22 protein-coding genes and 1 pseudogene are annotated in these 20,168 nt (G+C 66.6%); 16 read left to right on the plus strand and 7 right to left on the minus strand.

Translation table 11 applies throughout. The features are described 5' to 3' along the window. Positions 1-21: 21 nt before the first annotated feature. Genes msrB (Q0897_RS07850) through Q0897_RS07865 form a run of 4 tightly spaced genes read right to left on the minus strand, consistent with a single transcriptional unit; the run spans position 22 to position 2,639 of the window. Positions 22-423 (minus strand): peptide-methionine (R)-S-oxide reductase MsrB, encoded by a 402-nt coding sequence (gene msrB / locus Q0897_RS07850; RefSeq protein WP_299308707.1) that lies wholly within the window; start codon positions 421-423, stop codon positions 22-24. Positions 424-433: 10 nt separating this feature from the next. Further along, the gene (locus Q0897_RS07855) at positions 434-916 is read right to left on the minus strand and encodes an NfeD family protein (protein ID WP_299308708.1); all 483 of its coding nucleotides are present in this window, start codon (positions 914-916) and stop codon (positions 434-436) included. Then, positions 916-1,932 carry an SPFH domain-containing protein gene (locus tag Q0897_RS07860; protein WP_299308710.1) on the minus strand — a complete coding sequence of 339 codons (1,017 nt, stop codon included), beginning with the start codon at positions 1,930-1,932 and terminating at the stop codon, positions 916-918. The genes Q0897_RS07855 and Q0897_RS07860 overlap by 1 nt, the downstream gene beginning before the upstream one ends. A 56-nt stretch (positions 1,933-1,988) precedes the next feature. Next, positions 1,989-2,639 carry a hypothetical protein gene (locus Q0897_RS07865; protein WP_299308712.1) on the minus strand — a complete coding sequence of 217 codons (651 nt, stop codon included), beginning with the start codon at positions 2,637-2,639 and terminating at the stop codon, positions 1,989-1,991. Between the two features lie 108 nt (positions 2,640-2,747). Here Q0897_RS07865 and Q0897_RS07870 point away from each other — a divergent pair, with 108 nt between their 5' ends. Beyond that, entirely contained in the window at positions 2,748-4,262 is a 1,515-nt protein-coding gene (locus Q0897_RS07870; RefSeq protein WP_299308714.1) for an HWE histidine kinase domain-containing protein, read from the plus strand. Positions 4,263-4,266: 4 nt separating this feature from the next. Here the strand turns inward: Q0897_RS07870 and Q0897_RS07875 are convergent. Beyond that, positions 4,267-5,776, minus strand: a pseudogene (locus Q0897_RS07875) (YifB family Mg chelatase-like AAA ATPase). A gap of 215 nt (positions 5,777-5,991) precedes the next feature. Here Q0897_RS07875 and rpmH point away from each other — a divergent pair. From rpmH to Q0897_RS07910, 7 genes are all read left to right on the plus strand, one after another. Continuing rightward, positions 5,992-6,126 (plus strand): 50S ribosomal protein L34, encoded by a 135-nt coding sequence (gene rpmH / locus Q0897_RS07880; RefSeq protein WP_202087482.1) that lies wholly within the window; start codon positions 5,992-5,994, stop codon positions 6,124-6,126. Between the two features lie 9 nt (positions 6,127-6,135). Then, positions 6,136-6,582: a ribonuclease P protein component gene (gene rnpA, locus Q0897_RS07885; RefSeq protein WP_299308715.1), complete on the plus strand. Its 447-nt coding sequence runs from the start codon at positions 6,136-6,138 to the stop codon at positions 6,580-6,582. Further along, positions 6,579-6,788, plus strand: coding sequence for a membrane protein insertion efficiency factor YidD (yidD, locus tag Q0897_RS07890; protein ID WP_299308716.1), 210 nt, complete (start codon positions 6,579-6,581; stop codon positions 6,786-6,788). The genes rnpA and yidD overlap by 4 nt, the downstream gene beginning before the upstream one ends. Before the next feature lie 100 nt (positions 6,789-6,888). After that, positions 6,889-8,658, plus strand: a complete 1,770-nt coding sequence (yidC, locus tag Q0897_RS07895) for a membrane protein insertase YidC (protein WP_299308718.1) — start codon at positions 6,889-6,891, stop codon at positions 8,656-8,658. Continuing rightward, a complete protein-coding gene (yihA, locus tag Q0897_RS07900; protein ID WP_202082539.1) occupies positions 8,655-9,323 on the plus strand; it encodes a ribosome biogenesis GTP-binding protein YihA/YsxC in 669 nt (222 codons plus the stop codon). Before yidC ends, yihA begins: the two co-directional genes overlap by 4 nt. A gap of 78 nt (positions 9,324-9,401) precedes the next feature. After that, positions 9,402-10,067: a glutathione S-transferase family protein gene (locus Q0897_RS07905; RefSeq protein WP_299308720.1), complete on the plus strand. Its 666-nt coding sequence runs from the start codon at positions 9,402-9,404 to the stop codon at positions 10,065-10,067. Continuing rightward, entirely contained in the window at positions 10,067-10,912 is an 846-nt protein-coding gene (locus Q0897_RS07910) for a S1/P1 nuclease (RefSeq protein WP_299308721.1), read from the plus strand. The genes Q0897_RS07905 and Q0897_RS07910 overlap by 1 nt, the downstream gene beginning before the upstream one ends. A gap of 16 nt (positions 10,913-10,928) precedes the next feature. On the opposite strand, the gene thrS is transcribed toward Q0897_RS07910, so the two are convergent. Further along, positions 10,929-12,938, minus strand: a complete 2,010-nt coding sequence (gene thrS, locus Q0897_RS07915) for a threonine--tRNA ligase (protein WP_299308722.1) — start codon at positions 12,936-12,938, stop codon at positions 10,929-10,931. 377 nt (positions 12,939-13,315) lie between these two features. On the opposite strand from thrS, the gene Q0897_RS07920 reads away from it, so the two are divergent. From Q0897_RS07920 to Q0897_RS07950, 7 genes are all read left to right on the plus strand, one after another. Further along, positions 13,316-13,510: a hypothetical protein gene (locus tag Q0897_RS07920; RefSeq protein WP_299308723.1), complete on the plus strand. Its 195-nt coding sequence runs from the start codon at positions 13,316-13,318 to the stop codon at positions 13,508-13,510. Then, positions 13,507-14,124, plus strand: coding sequence for a hypothetical protein (locus Q0897_RS07925; protein ID WP_299308725.1), 618 nt, complete (start codon positions 13,507-13,509; stop codon positions 14,122-14,124). The genes Q0897_RS07920 and Q0897_RS07925 overlap by 4 nt, the downstream gene beginning before the upstream one ends. After that, a complete protein-coding gene (locus Q0897_RS07930) occupies positions 14,121-14,318 on the plus strand; it encodes a helix-turn-helix transcriptional regulator (protein ID WP_202082529.1) in 198 nt (65 codons plus the stop codon). Before Q0897_RS07925 ends, Q0897_RS07930 begins: the two co-directional genes overlap by 4 nt. Before the next feature lie 49 nt (positions 14,319-14,367). Next, complete coding sequence (locus Q0897_RS07935) at positions 14,368-15,153, plus strand: alpha/beta hydrolase (RefSeq protein WP_299308726.1); 786 nt, start codon at positions 14,368-14,370, stop codon at positions 15,151-15,153. A gap of 58 nt (positions 15,154-15,211) precedes the next feature. Beyond that, positions 15,212-16,093, plus strand: coding sequence for a hypothetical protein (locus Q0897_RS07940; protein WP_299308727.1), 882 nt, complete (start codon positions 15,212-15,214; stop codon positions 16,091-16,093). Continuing rightward, positions 16,090-17,076 (plus strand): LLM class flavin-dependent oxidoreductase, encoded by a 987-nt coding sequence (locus Q0897_RS07945; protein ID WP_299308729.1) that lies wholly within the window; start codon positions 16,090-16,092, stop codon positions 17,074-17,076. Before Q0897_RS07940 ends, Q0897_RS07945 begins: the two co-directional genes overlap by 4 nt. 187 nt (positions 17,077-17,263) lie before the next feature. Beyond that, positions 17,264-18,496 carry an FAD-dependent oxidoreductase gene (locus Q0897_RS07950; protein ID WP_299308731.1) on the plus strand — a complete coding sequence of 411 codons (1,233 nt, stop codon included), beginning with the start codon at positions 17,264-17,266 and terminating at the stop codon, positions 18,494-18,496. Here the strand turns inward: Q0897_RS07950 and queG are convergent. Next, on the minus strand, positions 18,474-19,574 hold the full coding sequence (gene queG, locus Q0897_RS07955; protein ID WP_299308732.1) for a tRNA epoxyqueuosine(34) reductase QueG: 1,101 nt from the start codon (positions 19,572-19,574) through the stop codon (positions 18,474-18,476). The two genes, Q0897_RS07950 and queG, sit on opposite strands and share 23 nt — an antisense overlap. A gap of 103 nt (positions 19,575-19,677) precedes the next feature. Here queG and msrB (Q0897_RS07960) point away from each other — a divergent pair, with 103 nt between their 5' ends. Continuing rightward, the gene (msrB, locus tag Q0897_RS07960; protein ID WP_299308733.1) at positions 19,678-20,166 is read left to right on the plus strand and encodes a peptide-methionine (R)-S-oxide reductase MsrB; all 489 of its coding nucleotides are present in this window, start codon (positions 19,678-19,680) and stop codon (positions 20,164-20,166) included. The last annotated feature ends 2 nt before the right edge of the window (positions 20,167-20,168 follow it).

Consider the following 20,168-nt stretch of genomic DNA (forward strand, 5'->3'; position numbering starts at 1 on the left):
GCGAAACAGGGTGCGCCGCGCTCAATCGTCCTTCGGTTCGAAGTCCAGGCTCGCGCTGTTCATGCAATAGCGCAGGCCGGTCGGGTTCGGCCCGTCGGGAAATACGTGACCCAGATGCCCTTCGCACGTGGCGCAGCGCGCCTCGGTCCGGACCATGCCGTGCGAGGTATCGGTCTTTTCCTCGACCGCATCCTCGTCCAGCGGGGCGTAGAAGCTGGGCCAGCCCGAACCGCTGTCATATTTGGTGTCGGACGGGAACAAGGGCGTGCCGCACCCGGCGCATTTGTAGATGCCGGGTTCCTTCTTGGCATTATACTCGCCGGTAAAGGCCCGCTCGGTCCCGCCTTCGCGCAGGACATGATATTCCTCTGGCGTGAGCCGGTCGCGCCATTCCGCTTCGGAGAGGTTCATCTTGTCGGCCATCGTCAATTCCTTACGGCATGATTTCGCTGTTGCTGCCGATATGGGGAGCCTTCGGCGGTCCGACAACAAGCGTGGTGCCATCGTGCCCGATCACGGTAAGCCGGGTGCCCACCGGCGCATCGGGACCGCGTGCGGACCATTCGCTGTCCCCGTGGCGCACGCGCCCCTCACCGCTTTCGATCGGTTGCGTGACGATGACGCCCTGGCCGATCAACCGCCCGCCGCGATCGTTCATCAACGGATCGGACGATTCGATGGGATAGGAATTGAGCCAGTTCTTCGCCGCCGCCACCGAGAATACGGAAAACACGGCAAAGCTGAGCAGCTGTATCTCGATCCCCACCGCCGTCACCGCCGCGATCAGCGCGGTGGCCAGCGCGGCGGCCGCCATCCAGATCAGGAAATAGCCAGGCACGACAAGCTCCGCCGTGGCCAGCACGATGCCGATCACGACCCACACCCACTCCCCATCGAGATCGCCGAGCCAGTCCATTACGCGCGATCATCCCGGGTGGCGGGCACGGTGGGCCGCGGCGGGAACGGCGTGCCATTGTCGGCAGGCGCGGGCTGAGCGCGCGGCGCATCCGCCTTGGCCGCGCCGACGGGCGGGGTCACCGCATCGCGCACCAGCTCGCCAATCCCGCCGAGCGAGCCGATGAGCTGCGTCGCCTCGACCGGGAACAGGATCGTCTTCGCATTGGGCGAGCGGGCGAATTCCTCCACCGCCGACACATATTTCTGCGCCACGAAATAGTTCAGCGCCTGCGTCCCCGACGACGCGATGGCATCGGACACGACCTGTGTCGCGCAGGCCTCGGCCTCGGCCTCGCGTTCGCGCGCCTCGGCATCGCGGAATGCGGATTCGCGGCGCCCCTCGGCATCGAGGATGCGGGCCTGCTTCTCGCCCTCCGCGCGCAGGATTTCGGCGGCGCGGCTGCCCTCCGCATCGAGGATTTGCGCGCGTTTCAGACGTTCGGCCTTCATCTGCCGGGCCATGGCGTCGGAAATATCCTTGGGCGGGCGGATGTCCATGATCTCGACCCGCGTCACCTTCAGCCCCCAGGGCGAGGTCGCATGATCCACGACCGACAGCAGCCGGGCATTGATCTCGTCCCGCTTCGACAAGGTTTCATCGAGGTCCATCGACCCCATGACGGTGCGCAGATTGGTGGTGGTGAGCGCCTGTATCGCATTGTGCAGGCCGGAGATTTCATAGGCCGCCTTGCCCGCGTCGAGAACCTGGAAAAAGACCACCGCATCGACGCCGACCATGGCGTTGTCCTTGGTGATGATCTCCTGCCCCGGAATGTCGAGCACCTGCTCCATCATGTTGATCTTCTGACCCACGCGATCGACGAACGGCACGATCACGTGGAGGCCGGGATGCGCAGGCTTGGTAAACCGGCCCAGCCGCTCGATCGTGTAGACATAGCCCTGCCGGACCACGCGCACGCTGGAAAACAGGATGACGATCGCCAGCACGACGATCAGGATGAGAGCGATATACATGGCGGTTCCCGGTCCTCGCGCATCCCCTTCGACACGCGTTCGCCATCATGCGCGCTTCAATCCGGTTTGACCAGTTCCAAACCGGGCGCAGCGCCGCCCCCGTCGCAATCCGCGGGGAGCGAACCCGCACGGCCGTTCAACATGCCCTCACGCGCGGCGGCAATGGCGCGGTCGGCGGTTTCGGCCCCTTCGTCCCGGCGCAGCGTTTCGCCAAGCTTGGCCGCACGCGCGCGCAGACGTTCCGCCTCCGCGCCCGTCGTTGCGGCGGCGGCGATCTGCAACGATGCGACGCACCGGGCGCGGCTGGCCATTTGCACAGGCGGCACCTCGGTATCGAGCAGGGCATTACACGCCGGGGCCAGTTGCGGCAATTGCCCGGCCACCTGCCCCGCCGCATCGCGCATGGCAGCGGCGACATCGGCGCGGCTCCATCCCGCGGCGGTCAGGCGCGCGCCGGTGCGCACCAAATATTCGCGCCCCCGCTCGCCGATTCCAGCATAGCCGGGCACGGGTTCGCCGCGCGCCTCCGCCCCCGCGGCCAGCGCAAACGCCGCGGCACAGCGCAAGGCCGCCCGGTCCTCCGCCACGGGCACGGACACAGCGCCCGTATCCTGCGCCAGCGGAGCCGTGATGGCAGGGACGAGGAACGCGGCGCAGACCGCCGTTGCGATCGCCTTTGGTGCAGAAAACTTGATACGAGACAGCATCGCTATGCTATGGACCTGCCCCGTGGATAGCGTCAATTGCCCTGATAACCGCCGCGTCGGCTCCCGTGCCCATGCCGCCCGCCCACCATGTTACGATCGCCTTGCATCATGAGTTATACCGCAGACCCCTCCCGCGACGACGCGACCGCCGACACCGCCGACACGGCGCAGACCCCGCCGCCCGCACCGGACCGCGCGGCGCGCAAACGCCAGCGTGCGCTCGCCGATTATCGCGTGCTCGACACCGCGACCGAGGATGCGTTCGACGAGATCGTCTTTATCGCGTCAAAGATTTGCGACGCACCGGTCGCCCTCATCAGCCTGGTCGAGGCGGACCGCCAGTGGTTCAAGGCGCGCATCGGGTTCGAGGCGTGCGAAACCCCGATCAGCCAGTCGGTCTGCCGCCATGGCATGGACAGCGACCGGATGCTCATCATTGAGGATCTGACGAAGGATGCGCGCACCGCGCAAAACCCGCTCGTCCTGCACGATCCGCAGATCCGCTTCTATGCCGGCGCGCCGCTCATCACGCCCGACGGGACGATCATCGGCATGCTGTGCGTGATCGACACCGCGCCCCGCCCCGGCGGATTGACCCACGAACAGCAACGCATGATGACGGGCCTCGCGAAACAGGTCGTCACGAGCCTGGAACTCCGGCGCGAAGTCGCCGATGCCGAACGCGAAACCGCGATCATGCGCCGCACGGTGGAGCGCATGCGCCTTGCCGAGGAAGCCGGCCATGTCGGCGCCTTCGAAGTGGATCTGACGACGGGGATCGTCGAAACGACACGCGAATTTCGCCGGATCTACGGCCTCGACGATGTGAGCGCCGTCGACGTGGCGATGCTGTCGGCGATGCAGCTTGGCGATGCGATGCCATTCGATGGGGTGGACGATGCTGACGATCTGCGCGTTTCGGAATATGAGATCGAGCAACCGGGCGGCGCGCGCCGATGGGTGCAAAGGCGCGCGGAACTGGCGCCGGGCCAAAAGGGCGAGCCGGACCGGCTGTACGGCGTGATCACCGATGTCACGGAACAGCGCGCGATCAATCAGGAAATGTCCCACCGGCTGAAAAATTCGCTGGCGCTGGTACAGGCGATCGCGAGCCATACGCTGCGCGGCGTGGCGGACGCGGAACCGGTGATGGAATTCAACCGCCGTATCGCCGCATTGTCGTCGGCGCACGACATATTGCTGAGCCGGACGCATGCGGCAGGCTCGCTCCGCGCGGTCGTGGAGGCGGTGCTGTCGCGGCTTGGCATGGAGGAGCGGATCGTGTGGTCGGGGGCGGATTTCAACCTCGCCTCGCGCCCCACGCTGCTGCTCTCCATCCTCGTGCACGAGCTGGCGACGAATGCGATGAAATATGGCGCGCTGTCCGTCGAAGGGGGTTGCGCCGAGATCGCCAGCCATGTCGAGGATCACGCCGATGAGCCGCAGCTCGTCATCGTCTGGCGCGAAATCGGCGGGCCGCCCGCCAGCGAGCCGGAGAAGAAGGGGCTGGGCATGCGGCTCGTGCAGAGCGGGCTCGACCCCGCCGGAAGCGCGAAGGTCGATTTTGGCGAGGAGGGCATGACCGTCCGCTTTACTGCCCCCGTCGCGCGCGTCGCGGGATAAGCGTTTACGCGCGCGGGGCCTGCCGGCGGTAGGACAGCGCCTCGGCCACATGCGCACGCCCGATCTCGCGCGCACCGGCAAGGTCGGCAATGGTGCACGCCACGCGCAGGATGCGGGTATAACCGCGCGCCGAAAGACGCATCGCATCGGCCGCCTTGAACAGCAATTCGCGCCCCGCCTCGTCCGGTGTGGCGAACCGGTCCAGCGCCTCACCATTGAGCTGTGCATTGGTGCGCGCGCCGGTCTGCGCCAAGGCGTTCGGCCTGTATGCCGCGGGCCGCGGCGACGCGCGCGGCGACCTCGGCGCTGCCCTCCGCCGCGGGCGGCAGCGCCAGATCGCGCGCGGACACCGCGTCGACCTCGATATGCAGATCGATCCGGTCGAGCAGTGGTCCCGAAATCTTGCCCTGATAATCGGCGGCGCATTTCGGCGCGCGCGAACAGGCCAGCGCCGGATCGCCCAGATACCCGCAGCGACACGGGTTCATCGCCGCGACAAGCTGTACGTCGGCGGGAAAGGTCACGTGGCCATTGGCGCGCGCGACGCTGACCTCGCCGGTTTCCAGCGGCTGCCGGAGCGAATCGAGCACGGCGCGCTGAAACTCCGGCAATTCGTCGAGGAACAGCACGCCGAGATGGGCGAGGCTGATCTCGCCCGGCTTCACCTTGTGCCCGCCGCCGGTGAGCGCGGCCATCGAGGCGGAATGATGCGGGGTCCGGAACGGCCGAGCACGGCGGATGCGGCCATCCTCCAGCATGCCGGCGACCGATTGCACCATCGAGCTTTCGAGTGCCTCCGTCGATGTCATCGGCGGCAATATGCCCGGCAGGCAGCTCGCAAGCAGCGATTTTCCTGCACCGGGCGGGCCGATCATCAGCAGATTATGCCCGCCCGCCGCCGCGATTTCGAGCGCGCGCTTCGCCGTCTCCTGACCCTTCACCTGCCGCATGTCGGGACCGGGCACCGGCTCCTCCACCATGCCGGGGGCGGGCACCGGCAATTGCTGCGTGCCTTTCAGATGGTTGAGCAGGCTGACCAGATCGGGCGCGGCGACGACCGATGCGCCGCCCGCCCATTGCGCCTCGGCGCCCTGTACGGCGGGACAGATGAGCGCCTTGTCCGCCTGCGCCGCGTGGATCGCGGCGAGCAGCACGCCGGGCGAGCCGACAATCCGCCCGTCGAGCGCGAGTTCGCCGACGGCAACATAGTCGGACAATTGCTCCGCATCGGCGACCTCCATCGCGGCGAGCAACGCCAGCGCCACCGGCAAATCGAAATGCGAGCCTTCCTTCGGCAGGTCGGCGGGCGACATGTTGATCGTGATCCGCTTTGCCGGAAGTGCCAGCCCCATCGCGGCGAGCGCGGCGCGCACGCGTTCACGGCTTTCGCCCACCGCCTTGTCGGCGAGGCCCACGATATTGAAGGCGGGCAATCCGGCGGCGAGTTGGCACTGCACCTCGACCCGGCGCGCGTCGAGCCCGAGATAGGCAACCGTCGATACCAGTGCGACCATATCGCTTCGTGCCCTTTTCCGCGCCTTGCCCCCGGCTTGTGACGCGCATCCCTGCCAATGTCGATAGCGACGTCGCGCGGGCTTCGTGCTTGACTCCGCGCCGCGCGAACCGTAACGGCAGCCCATCACGCGGTCGCCATTGTCTGGCGGCCCTGTTTATTCGTGCCGGTTTCGCGCCATTGCATCCCGGCCAACCAGAGATACAGGATTTCGCCATGAAGCGCACTTTCCAGCCGAGCAATCTCGTGCGTCAGCGTCGCCACGGTTTCCGCAGCCGCATGGCCACCCCCGGTGGCCGCAAGGTTCTGCGTGCCCGCCGCGCCCGCGGCCGCAAGAAGCTGTCGGCCTAAACCACTCCTATGCCGAATCGCCCGTCCGGATTGTCCCGGCGGGCCGACTATCTGGCCGCCAACCGGGGCGTGCGCGTCGCGCGGCCCGGTTTTGTGCTGCTTGCGCGGCCCAACGGGCTCGACCCGCAAACCATGCGCTATGGCATTACCGTCACCAAGAAGATCGGCAATGCCGTCGTGCGCAACCGGATAAAGCGCCGGTTTCGCGAATTGCTCTGGGCGATCCTGCCCGAATGCGGGCTGGCCGGGCACGATCATGTCCTGATCGGGCGCGATGGCGGGGTCGAGCGGGATTTCGAAACGCTTGCCGGTGAATTGCGCGCCGCGCTGAACCGTGCGCGCGATGGCAAGGGCGATCCCCCGCGGGGGCGCAATCCACGCGGCAACGCGCGCGGGCGCCGCAAGCCTGCGACCACCGGGCAGCACGGCAATGCACCGAAGGACGCGGGCCGATGAAATACCTGCTCATCGCCATCGCCCGGCTGTGGCAGATCGGCCCGTCGGCAATCCTGCCGCCGTCGTGCCGGTTCACGCCGTCCTGCTCCGAATATGCGATACAGGCGCTTCGCCGGTATGGCGCGATTAAGGGTGGCTGGCTGGGGGGCAAGCGGCTATTGCGCTGCCATCCGTGGGGCGGATGCGGCCATGATCCGGTGCCATGAGGCATGCGGATACCGGCAAAGCGGCCCCGCCACGACCGACGACGACAGGCGCAGACGGCCCGGCCGGTCCGCCTTTGCCATTGCGAATTAGGGAATTGACGTGAACGAGCAGCGCAACCTCCTCCTGGCCGTGGTGCTTGTCGCCGCGCTGCTGTTCGGCTGGGATGCCGCGACAGGCTATTTCTATCCGCAGCCGCGCGGCGAGGTGATCGAGAATGCCGAACCCGGCGACGCCCCGGTCAAGCGCACGCGCGAAGGCGGGCTGACCAATCCCGTCGCCATTGCGAAGGAGCAGCGCGACCTCGCCACCGAACTGACGCAGGCGGATCGCATCCGCATCGACGGGCCGGAAATCGCCGGCTCGATCAATCCCGTCGGCGCCAAGATCGACGACGTCACGCTGAAAACCCATCGCCAGACCATTGAGAAGGACAGCGGCCCCGTCCGCCTGTTCTCCCCTGCCGGCACGCCCGCGCAATATTATGCGCAATTCGGCTTTCTGGGCGAAGGGGTGCCGACCCCCGGCCCCGATACGGTGTGGCAGGCCGATGGCGAGGTTCTCACCGCCGACAATCCCGTCACGCTGCGCTGGAACAACGGGCAGGGGCAGGTCTTCCAGATCCGCTTCGCCATCGACGATCATTACATGATCACCGCGACGCAGACGGTCGCCAACACCGGCGGCGGATCGGTCGCGGTGCAGCCCTACGGCTTCATCAACCGCACGTCGACGACGGCGAGCACCGATACCTGGACCGTGCATTCCGGTCCCATCGGCGCATTCGACGGGTCGGTCGCGTTCGACAATGATTACGACGATATTGACGAAGACCGCTTGATCGAGCCTGCGGGCCGGGCCGACTGGATCGGGTTTACCGACATTTACTGGCTGTCCTCGCTCGTGCCCGACGATGGCGCGCAGGCGGAGGCGGCGTTTCGCGCGCTGGGCGGTGAAACCTATCGCGCCGACGTGATCTACGACCCCGTCACCGTGTCCGCCGGTCGGCACTACTCCACCACCACGCGGCTGTTTGCGGGCGCGAAGGAAAGCAATGTGCTCGACGCTTACGAGGCGCAGGGCATCGCCAATTTCGGTCTCGCGATCGACTGGGGCTGGTTCCGCTGGTTCGAGAAACCGATTTTCTGGCTGCTGAAGCAATTGTTCGCGCTGGTCGGGAATTTCGGCGTCGCGATCATCCTGCTGACGCTGCTCGTGCGGCTGGTGATGTTCCCCGTCGCGCAGAAGCAGTTCAAGTCCATGGCCGCGATGAAGGCGTTGCAGCCCAAGATGAAGGCGCTGCAGGAACGCTATAAGGAGGACAAGCCCAAGCTGCAGCAGGAGATGATGGAGCTTTACAAGCGGGAGAAGGTCAATCCGCTCGCCGGCTGTCTCCCGATGTTCCTGCAGATTCCGGTGTTCTTCGCGCTGTACAAGGTGCTGATGCTGGCGATCGAGATGCGGCATCAGCCGTTCGCGCTGTGGATCCGCGACCTGTCCGCGCCCGATCCGGCGACGATCCTCAACCTGTTCGGCCTGCTCGATTTTCAGCCGCCGGGCTTCCTCGCCATTGGCGTGCTCGCGCTCCTGCTCGGCTTCTCCATGTGGCTGCAGTTCCGATTGAATCCGGCGCAGATGGACCCGCAGCAGCAGCAGATCTTCATGTTCATGCCGTGGATCCTGATGTTCGTGATGGCGCCGTTCGCGGCCGGGTTGCTGATCTACTGGATCACGTCCAACACGCTCACCATCGCGCAGCAGAAATGGCTCTATTCCCGCCATCCGCAGCTTCAGGCGCAGGCGGAGGAAGCGAAATCGCCCGCCGCGCAGGTGGTCGAGAATGGTGCGTCCAAGCGAAAGCCGAAAAAATGAGTAACGCCACCGGTCCCGACGCCGAAGGGCTCCGCCTCGCCGAGATGGAAGAGCGCGCGCGGCGGCTTTTCGCAGGGCCGGTCGAATTCGTGAAATCGGCGCCCGCGCTGCATTTCCTGCCCGAACCGACGGTGCCGGAAATCGCCTTTGCCGGACGCTCGAACGTGGGCAAATCGTCGTTGCTGAACGCGCTTACGGGGCGCAAGGCGATCGCGCGCACCTCGGTCACGCCGGGCCGGACGCAGGAGCTCAATTATTTCGACGTGGGCGATCCCGCCGTGCTTCGGCTGGTCGACATGCCGGGATACGGTTTTGCCAAGGCGCCGCCGTCCGTGGTCAAGAAATGGCGGTTCCTGGTGAACGATTTCCTGCGCGGGCGGGTCGTGCTTAAACGCACGCTGCTGCTGATCGACGCGCGCCACGGGATCAAGCCGGTGGACGCCGACATCATGGAAATGCTCGACGCGGCGGCGGTATCCTATCGCATCTGCCTGACCAAGGCGGACAAGATCAAGGCGAGCGAGCTTGCCGCCGTCGCCGACCGCACCCGTGCGGAAATCCGCAAGCGCCCCGCCGCCCATCCCGAAATCTCGATCACCAGCGCGGAAAAGGGCATGGGCATTGCCGCCCTGCGCGGTTTCGTCCTCGACAGCGCGGAAGGCTGAACCGCGGAGCGCGCGGCGGCACTCGACTTGCCCGCCGCCAGCCGTTACGCCCGCCCCTGCAAACAGCGGGGCACATGCATGAAACTGGTCATCGGCAACAAGAACTATTCGAGCTGGAGCCTGCGCGGCTGGCTCGCGGCGAAGCAATCGGGGCTTTCGTTCGAGGAGCTGACCGTCAATATCTCGGGCGAGGACTGGGAAGCGCAGAAGAAGGAATGGGGCGACGTACAGCCCTCCTCCGGCAAGGTGCCGATCCTGTGGGACGGCGACGCGGTGATCTGGGACAGCCTCGCGATCCTCGAATATCTGGGCGACAAGGTCGGGCGCGACCGCTTCTGGCCCAAGGATGATGTCGCGCGCGGCATGGCCCGCGCCATGGTCGCCGAAATGCACAGCTCCTACCTGCCCCTACGCCGCGAAATGCCGATGAACGTGCGCCGCCGCATCGAAGGGCACCGCATATCCGACGACGCGACCGGCAATATCGTGCGCATCCTGTCGCTCTGGGCCGAGGCGCGTTCGCGATTCGGTGGCGGCGGGCCGTTCCTGTTCGGGGCTTTCTGCGCGGCGGACATCTTCTATGCCCCGGTGGTGTCGCGCTTCATCACCTATGGCGTCGGTGTGCCCGGTTTCGCACAGGCCTATATGCAGGCGGTGTGGGAGCATGACTGGATGCAGCAATGGATCAACGCCGCCGAAGACGAGGATTGGGTGATCGAGAGCTTCGAGATGGAGGAAGCGTGATGCGCGCAATCGCAATGTTGGCCGCGGCGGTGGCGGCGATGGTCGCGACCCCGTCCTTTGCGTGGAGCGGGTTCGGCCATCGCACCGTTGCCGACATCGCGATGGAGAATATCGCGCCCGCCACCCGCGCGAGGATCGACGCGCTTTTCCGCGCCGCCGAGGGTGATGTGGGCGCCGGCTGCGACCTTTCCGACATGGACGATGCCGCGACATGGCCCGACTGCATCCGCCGGGTCGACGGGTTCCGCAACACCGCGCCCTGGCATTATCAGACGCATGACGTGTGCCTCCCCTACGCCCCCGACGACAATTGCGAGGATGGCGATTGCGTCAATGCCGCGATCGAGACGCAGGCGGCACGGCTTGCCGACCGGACCCTGCCCGCCAATGAACGGCTGCGCGCGCTGTCCTATGTCGTGCACATGACCGGCGACGTGCATCAACCGCTGCATTCAGGCGACCATGAGGATCGCGGCGGCAACGACGTCGCGGCAAGCTATGGCATCGTGCCAGGCTTCAACCTGCATGCCGTGTGGGATGGCCCGCTGGCCGAACGCGCGATCAGTGCGGGCGGACGCGATCTCGTGCGTCGCTACAGCGCGGCCGAACGACGCGCCATCGCCACGGGCGGACCGGGCGACTGGGGCCGGGAAAGCTGGGAAATCGGGCGCGAGCTGATCTACCCGCGCGCCGCCAACGGCACCCCGTGTGCGCAAGAAGGCCCGATCCCCGCGACCGCGTGGACCGAGGTCGATATCGAGGCCAGCGTGCCGGTCGTGCAGGACCGCATCCGTCAGGCCGGCCTGCGTCTCGCCCGATTGCTGGACGAGATGCTCTCGAACTGAGTCCCTCGCCGCCCGATCAGGCGAGATCTGGCGGCGTTGCCTTCCCCTTCAGCATGGCGATGGCCTCGTCGAGGGTCATCATCTGCTGCGCCTGCTCGCCCAACGTGCGGACGGCGACGGTGCCTTCCTCCGCCTCCCGCTTGCCGACGACGAGGATGTGCGGAACCTTCGCGTGGCTGTGTTCGCGCACCTTGTAATTGATCTTTTCATTGCGCAGGTCCGATTCGACCCGGATGCCCGCAGCCTGCAATTTCGCCGTTGCGTCCTTCGCATAATCGTCGGCATCGGACACGATGGTCGCCACCACCGCCTGCACCGGGGCGAGCCATACGGGCAGGCGCCCGGCGAAATGTTCGATCAGGATACCGATGAAACGTTCGTAGCTGCCAAAAATCGCACGGTGGAGCATGACCGGGCGGTGGCGCGCGCCATCCTCGCCGACATAGCTCGCGTCGAGCCGTTCGGGCAGCACGCGGTCCCCCTGTATCGTGCCGACCTGCCAGGTGCGGCCGATCGCGTCGGTGAGATGCCATTCCAGCTTGGGTGCATAGAACGCCCCCTCACCCGGCAATTCTTCCCAGCCATAATCCTCATTCGCCATGCCGGCCTCGGCCACGGCGTCGCGCAATTCCTGCTCCGCCTTGTCCCAGTCGGCATCGCTGCCGAACCGCTTTTCGGGGCGCAGCGCGAGCTTCACGTGATAGCTGAACCCGAAATCGCGATAGACTTCGTCCGCCAGCTTGCAGAAGGCGCGGACCTCGTCGACGACCTGCGCCTCGGTACAGAAGATATGCGCGTCGTCCTGCGTGAACTGCCGCACGCGCATCAGCCCGTGGAGCGCGCCATGCGGTTCGTTGCGGTGGCAGCATCCCATCTCGCCCAGCCGGATCGGCAGGTCGCGATAGGAGGTGATGCCCTGCTTGAACACCAGCACGTGGGCCGGGCAGTTCATCGGCTTGATCGCCATCCAGTCGGCATCGGGCGCGACCTTCGGATTGGCCGGCCCGTCGCCGAGGCCGTCCACCTCCGGCACCATGTCGGGCACGGCGAACATGTTCTCCGCATATTTGCCCCAGTGGCCCGATTGCTCCCACTGGCGCACGTCCATGAGCTGCGGCGTCTTGATCTCGTTATAGCCGGCGCCGTCCATCTTGCGGCGCATGTACGATTCCAGCTCGCGCCAGATGCGGTATCCCTTGGGATGCCAGAACACGCTGCCCTGCGCCTCGGCCTGAAGGTGGAACAGGTCCATTTCATTGCCGAGCTTGCGGTGGTCGCGCTTCGCCGCCTCCTCCAGCCGGACGAGATGCGCGTTCAGCTGCTTTTTATTCAGCCAGCCGGTGCCGTAGATGCGGCTGAGCATGGCGTTCGACTGATCCCCGCGCCAGTATGCGCCCGACACGCGGGTCAGCTTGAACGCGGCCGGATCGAGCTTCCCCGTGCTGGCCAGATGCGGCCCGCGGCACAGGTCGAGCCAGTCCTCGCCCGAATGGTAGACGGTGAGCGCCTCGCCCTCGGGCAGTTCGCCGGCCCATTCGGCCTTGAACGTCTCGCCATGGTCGCGGAACCACGCGATGAGCCGGTCGCGGTCCCATTCCTCGCGGCGGAGCGGCTTGTCCGCCTTGATGATCTCCCGCATCTTTTCCTCGATGACGGGCAGATCCTCATCGGTGAACGGGCCGCGTTCGCCCGGCGCGAAATCATAGTAGAACCCGTCGTCGGTCGACGGGCCGAAGGTGATCTGCGTATCGGGCCAGAGTGCCTGCACCGCCTCGGCCAGGACATGCGCGTAATCGTGACGGGCAAGGTCGAGCGCGTCGGCCTCGTCCTTTGCGGTGACAAGCGCGAGTTGCGCATCGCCGTCGAAGGGCCGCGTGATGTCGCGCAATTCGCCATCGACGCGCGCGGCGATCGCCGCCTTGGCCAGCCCCGGCCCGATGGCGGCGGCAATGTCGGCAGGCGTGCTGCCGGGCGCGACCTCGCGCACCGAACCGTCGGGCAGGCTGATCTTCAAAAGCTCACTCATGACACAGGATCTCTCATTCCGGCCCGTTCGGGTCCGCGTTCGCGATGCCCATGACACAGGCGCGCGGCAACCGAAAGGTGCGGCATCGCAGGGGTAGAATCGAATCGGTCGCGAAACGGATGGGGATGCCGTCCACCCGCAACGCCGGGCGGCGGTATCGCGCCGGCTTTCAGGCCGGGCGGACCGTGCCCGGATGGATCCGGGTGGTAGTCGTAAAAGGTGCAAACATCCGCATGAGGCAAGGGTTTAGCAGCACGGATCGCCGCTGTCATCCGGGATCGAAAAGACAAGCGATCACTTCCTTTTGTAAACCATGCTTGACACCAATTTTGCCGATTGTTAAGTACGCTTTACACAACAGCAAGGGAGCTTGTCCTATGTCACATTGTCCGATCTCGAAAAAGCCGGTGCCGAAACATATCGCCATGGCCTGGGGCCTCGCCGTCATTGTCGTCGCGGTTATCAACATTCTCGACGTGCTGCCCGACTGGGCCACCTTCGCCGCCATTCTGACGCTGCCGTTCTTCACCGTACGCCGTTGCGGGGCGAGCCGCCGGGACGCGCGGCCATGAACCGCGCCGGACGCTTGCGCGACGAATCCCCGCGCGATCCGGCAAGGCCGGGCCTGTGGCTCGGCCTGATGATGGGGTGCATCGGCATCGTGGCCGGCCTTCGGTTCAGCGGCGCGGTCGGGGCGCCTGTCGGTTTCATCCTGCTCGCCCTCAGCTTTACCCTGCTGATCCCCGCGACCCGCGCCATGAACCGCAGCCGCAATTGCACGACGAGCACGGCGGGCCGGCGCTACAACACGGGCATCATGGTCGCCTCGCTCGCCTATGTCGCGGGGCTGGGCATCGCGGTGCGCATCCATGACCAGATGACGCTGAGCCCGTCGGTGATGTTCTTCGTGGCCTTGCTGCCGACCATTCCGACGCTGGCCGTCATCTATGTCATGGGGCGATACGTGGTGGAGGAGCAGGACGAATATCTGCGCCACCGGGCGATACAGGCCTCGCTGATCGGGCTGGGCGCCGTGCTCGCGGTCGGGTCGTTCTGGGGCTTCCTCGAAACCTTCGAACTGGTGCCGCATGTGCCGGGCTGGTGGACCGTTCCCGTCTACGCGATGGGAATGGGCCTTGCGCAATGCTGGATGTCGCTGCGCAATCGCGCCGACGGCGAATCATGAAGAACCGGCTGAAAGTGCTCCGCGCCGAGCGTGACTGGAGCCAGCAGGATCTCGCCGACCGGCTGGAGGTCAGCCGGCAGAGCGTGAACGCGATCGAGAAGGGCCGCTACGACCCGTCCCTGCCGCTGGCCTTTCGCATCGCCGACCTGTTCGCCATGCGGATCGAGGAGATTTTCCTGCGCGAGGCGGATTGAACCCGTGCCGCGCATTGCCAGCCGTGCGGCCCCGCCCTATCCCACACCCATGATCCAGACCGCCGAAAGCGCCCTGCCGCCCGTCCGCCATTTCACCGTGCTGAATGCGGATGACATCGCCTATCGCCACCATCCCGGCGACGGGCCGACGATCGTGTTCCTGCCCGGTTACATGTCTGACATGGAGGGCGGCAAGGCGACCCGCGTGATGGCCGATGCCATGACGAAGGGCCGCGCCTGCCTGCTGCTCGATTACGCAGGATGCGGGCAGAGCGGGGGCGATTTCACCGATGGCACGTTGTCGCGCTGGTGTGCGGAGACGATCGCACTGCTCGACCATGTGGCGGACGGACCGCGCGCGGGTCCGGTGTTGCTCGTCGGCTCGTCGATGGGCGGATGGCTCATGCTGATGATCGCGCGCGCATTGGTGAGCCGCGGCGGCGATGCGGCGGTCGCGGGCATGGTGGGCATCGCCGCCGCGCCCGATTTCACCGACTGGGGTTTCGACGACGCGCAAAAGGCCGCGCTGGCCGCCGGTGAAACCGTGTTCGAGGATAACAATTACGGCTACGATCCGATGCCGACCCATGCGCGGTTCTGGCGCGATGGGCAGGCGCAGCGCATGCTTGGCGACACCATTGCGCTGTCCTGCCGCACCCGCCTGCTCCACGGACAGGACGATCCCGAGGTGCCGGTGGGCATCGCGCTGCGGCTGGCGGAGCGGCTGGAGGGCGGCGATGTCCGCATCACGCTGGTGAAGGGCGGCGATCATCGTCTTTCGCGCGAATCGGATATCGCGCTGCTGCTCGCCACGCTCGACGAACTCGTCGGCTGATACCGCTCGGGACGGCGCCGACACTTGGGGTTCAGCACATGCTCCCTAAATAGGGGGCATGACCATTCTCCCCCTGCTTTCGCCGCTGCTACTTTCGCTGCAGGGCCCGCCCGCCACCAACGCACCCGCCAATCCGCCTCAGGCCATGACGCTGGCCGATGCGCGGCTGTCGGGCTGTCTTGCGCAGGCGCGCAGCGATTCCGCCGCCGCCATTGCCGAGGCGGATCAATGGCGGGCCGAGATCACCGCAGGCTCGCGGGCGCTCCCGCTGCAATGCCTCGGCACCGCCTATGCCAACCGTTCGATGTGGGCCGAGGCCGAGGCCGCCTTTGCCGAGGCCGCCGCCGATCTTGCCGCGCACCCCGCCCCCGATCCGCGCCGCCTGTCCGCGCTTCATGCGCAGGCGGGCAATGCCGCGCTTGCCAGTGGCGATGCGGCCGGCGCGCTCACCCACTTTAACGCAGGGCTTGCCGTGCTTGCCGGGACGGCGGTTCCGGGGCGCGTGGCCGCCGGGCTTCACGTCGACCGCGCCCGCGCGCTCGTCGCCCTGTCGCGCGATGACGACGCGGCGCAGGCGCTCCTTTTCGCGCAGGAAGGCGACCCGCAGGATGCGACGGCCTTTCTCCTCGGCGCGACGCTGGCCCGGCGCACGGGCAGGCTGGCCGATGCCGCGCGCGCCATCGCGGTTGCCGACGCGCTTTCGCCGGGCAATCCGGACATCATGCTCGAAGGCGGGCTGATCGCGGCGCTGGCGGGCGACGACATGACCGCGGCCAGTGCGTGGCGCCGCATCGTCGAAAGCACGCCCGGCAGCGAAACCGCCGCACGCGCGCAATTCTATCTGCAACAGCTCGACGCGATGCGTGCGGACGAACCCGCCGCCGCCGCGACACAGGCGACCTCGCCACAGGCGCCGGATTCCCAGGAGATTGGTCGATGACCGTCCTTTCCGTACTCGATTTCGCATCCATCACCGAAGACGGCAGCGTCGCCCAGTCGCTCGACGACAGCGTGGCGCTTGCGAAAAAGGCAGAGGACGCCGGCTTTCACCGGTTCTGGATGGCGGAGCATCACGCCATGCCCGGCATCGCCAGCGCGGCGGTCTCGGTCTGTCTCGCCCATGTGGGCAAGGCGACCTCGACCATCCGGCTCGGCGCGGGTGGCATCATGCTGCCCAATCACAACCCGTTCGTCATTGCCGAGCAATTCGGCACGCTCGACGCGATCTATCCGGGGCGCATCGATCTCGGGCTGGGCCGCGCGCCGGGGGCCGATGGCCGCATCGCCCGTGCGCTGCGCAAGGATCTCCACAGCAGCGCCGAGGCATTCCCGCAGGATGTCGTCGAATTGCGCGACCTGTTCGAAGGCGACCCGCAGTTACCGTTGCAGGCCACGCCCGGCGCCGGCGCAAAGGTGCAGATGTGGATGCTCGGCAGCAGCCTGTTCGGCGCGCAGCTTGCCGCCATTCTCGGCCTGCCCTACGCCTTTGCCGCGCATTTCGCGCCCGCCGCGCTGGACGAGGCGCTCGCCACCTATCGCGAACGGTTCGAGCCGTCCGAAACGCTCGACCGGCCGCGCGTGATGGTTGCGGTCAATGCCTATGCCGCCGATACGCGGGAGGATGCATTCTATCATGCATCCTCGATGGATCAGTCTTTCGTGGCCTTGCGCACCGGGAACCCCGGACGGCTGCCGAAACCGGTGCGCGGCTACCGCGACGACCTGCCCGCGCAGGCCCATGCCATGTTGCAGGCCACCCGTTCGGTCAGCGCGATCGGCACGCCGGACGAGGTGCGCGTATCACTGCAATCCATCATTCAGCGTACCGGCGCGGACGAGCTGATGCTGTCGGGCTCAACCTATGATCCGCAGGCGCGGCATCGCTCGCTCGACATCATCGCCGGGCTGGCAGGCGACCTGTAACCTTGGGTGTCCGGGGGCGGGCATGCGGCGTTTCGGGACCAACCAACCATGCGTCGCCCTGCCCCCTGATCCCCTTATAGTCGTCGCGGCAGGTTCGCGGGCGCGGGCATGAAAATTATCCCGCACTCTTGCCCCTTTCCCGCCCGCGCCCTAGCAATCGGCACGAATAGGGAGAGAGAGGGCTCTTATGGATCATGCCAATGTCATCATCGTCGGCGGGGGCCATGGCGGCGCCGCGGCGGCGCTCGCGCTGCGTCAGAACGGTTTTGAGGGGACCATCACGCTGATCGGGCGCGAACAGGAACCGCCCTACGAACGGCCGCCCCTGTCGAAGGAATATCTCGCGCGGGAGAAGGAATTCGAACGGCTCTATATCCGTCCGCCGTCCTTCTGGGACGACAAGGACGTGACGCTCATGCTGGGCCGCGAGGTGACCGCGATCGATCCGCAGGCCAAGCGCGTGACCCTCTCCGACGGGAGCGAGATGGGCTACGACCACCTGATCTGGGCGGCGGGCGGCGATGCGCGGCGGCTGTCGTGCGCGGGCGCCGAGCTTGCCGGGGTGCATTCGGTGCGCAATCGCGCCGATGTGGACCGGATGATGGCGGAAATCGACGCGGGCGCGCGCCGTGCGGTGATCATCGGCGGCGGCTATATCGGGCTGGAGGCAGCGGCCGTCCTGCGCAAGCTCGGCGTCGAGGTGGTGCTGCTCGAAATGCTGGACCGCGTGCTGGCGCGCGTCGCGGGCGAGGATCTGTCCCGCTTCTACGAGGAGGAGCATCGCAAGCACGGCGTCGATCTCCGCCTCGAAGCCGCGGTCGATTGCATCGAGGGCGACGGCGAAAAGCTCAACGGCGTGAAAATGGCGGACGGGTCCATCGTGCCCGCCGACATGGTCATCGTCGGCATCGGCATCGTGCCGTGCATCGGCCCGCTCATCGTGGCGGGCGCGGCGGGGGCGAACGGGGTCGAGGTGGACGAATTCTGCCGCACGAGCCTGCCCGACGTCTACGCCATCGGCGATTGCGCCGCGCATGGCAACGATTTCGCCGATGGCGCGGTCATCCGGCTCGAATCGGTGCAGAACGCGAATGACATGGCGACTATCGCGGCCAAAGCGATCTGCGGCGAGGAAAAGCCTTATGAGGCGACGCCGTGGTTCTGGTCGAATCAGTACGATCTGAAACTGCAGACGGTCGGCCTGTCGATGAACCACGATCGTACCGTCCTGCGCGGCGATCCGGCGGACCGCAGCTTTTCCGTGATCTACCTGAAGGACGGGCGGATCATCGCGCTCGATTGCGTGAACAAGATCAAGGATTACGTGCAGGGGCGCAAGCTGGTCGAACGCCGCGCGGTGATCGACCCCGACCTGCTGGCCGACAATGATGTCGCGCTCAAGGAGATGAAGGCGAGCTGAGTTCCTCCCATGCCCAGCGCGCCGCGTCGGCCACCACCGGGTCGGCATCGGCGCGCAGGGCATCGACCTTCGCCAGCAAGGCCGGATCGCCCGAATTTCCCGCCGCGATCAGGCAATTGCGCACGAACCGCCCTCGCCCGATCCGCTTGATCGGAGAGCCGGAAAACAGCGCCCGGAACCCTGTATCGTCAAGGTCGAGCAGCGCATCGAGCGGGGGCGCGGCCAGTTCGGCACGCGGCAGGAAGGCCCGGTTCGCCGCCGCCGCGTCGGCAAAGCTGTTCCACGGACACACGGCGAGACAATCGTCGCAGCCATAGATGCGATTGCCGATGGCCTTGCGAAATTCGGTCGGGATCGGGCCCTTGTGCTCGATGGTGAGATAGGAAATGCAGCGGCGCGCATCGACCGTGCGGGGCGTTGGAAACGCGTCGGTCGGACATGCGTCGAGACAGCGGCGACACGATCCGCAATTGTCGGCATGGGCGGCGTCGGGCGCGAAGGGCAGGTTGGTATAGATCGCGCCGAGGAACAGCCAGCTCCCGTGGCGGCGGCTCACCATGTTGGAATGCTTGCCCTGCCAGCCGATGCCGGCGGCGGCGCCAAGCGGCTTTTCCATGACCGGCGCGGTATCGACGAACACCTTCACCTGCGGGTCCGGGTGCCCGTGTTTCGGTGCCTCCGCTACAAGCCACCGCGCCAGCCGTTTCAGCGCCTTTTTCACCGTGTCGTGATAATCGCGCCCCTGGGCATAGACCGAGATCCGCCCGGTATCGCCCGCGTCCGCTAGCGCGAGCGGATCGTGCGCGGGCGCGTAGCTCATCCCGAGTGCGATGACCCGGCGCGCCTCCGGCCACAAGGCTTGCGGGTCGGCGCGTTGTTCGCGGCGTTCCTCCATCCAGGCCATCGTCGCGTGATGCCCCTCGGCGAGCCATTGCGCGAAACGGGCGCTGCGTTCGGGATTGGCGGCGGCATCGGCGATTCCGACGCTGGCAAACCCTTCCTCCGCCGCCTGCGCCAGCAATCGCGTGCGCAGATCGGCGAGCGTGTCGTTTGGAGGAGGCTTGGCGGGCTCGGTCATGCGGCCCTCTATGCCGCAATGACGCTGGCGGCGCGACCCCGCAAGACTGCCTCGGTGCGGAAGGTTCATGGCCGGGTCAGCCGCCGTGCCCTATATTCGACAAATGAAAAACAGTTCACGACGCAGCGTTCTTTCCTGGCTTTCGGCCTGTGCGGTGGCCCCGTTCGTATCGGCATGCGGGGGCGGCCCGGCCCAGGCGAAGGATTTCCCCGTGTCGATGAGCGAGGACCGCTGGCGCGCGAAGCTGTCCGCCTCGGAATTCCGCATCCTGCGCAAGGCGGGGACGGAGGGGCCCTATTCCTCGCCGCTGAACGCGGAGAAGCGCGCCGGCACCTATATTTGCGCAGGGTGCGACAATCGCCTGTTCTCGAGCGAGACGAAATTCGAAAGCGGCACCGGTTGGCCGAGCTTCTATCGTCCGCTGCCGGGCGGGGTGGGAACGTCCACCGATTACAAGATCGGCATGCCCCGGACCGAAGTGCATTGCGCTCGGTGCGGCGGGCATCTCGGCCATGTCTTCAACGACGGGCCCAAGCCGACCGGCAAGCGTTATTGCATGAACGGCGCGGCGATGGATTTCCGCCCGGCATGATG

The organism is uncultured Croceicoccus sp. (genome assembly GCF_947496385.1).
In the GTDB taxonomy this organism is placed as follows: domain Bacteria; phylum Pseudomonadota; class Alphaproteobacteria; order Sphingomonadales; family Sphingomonadaceae; genus Croceicoccus.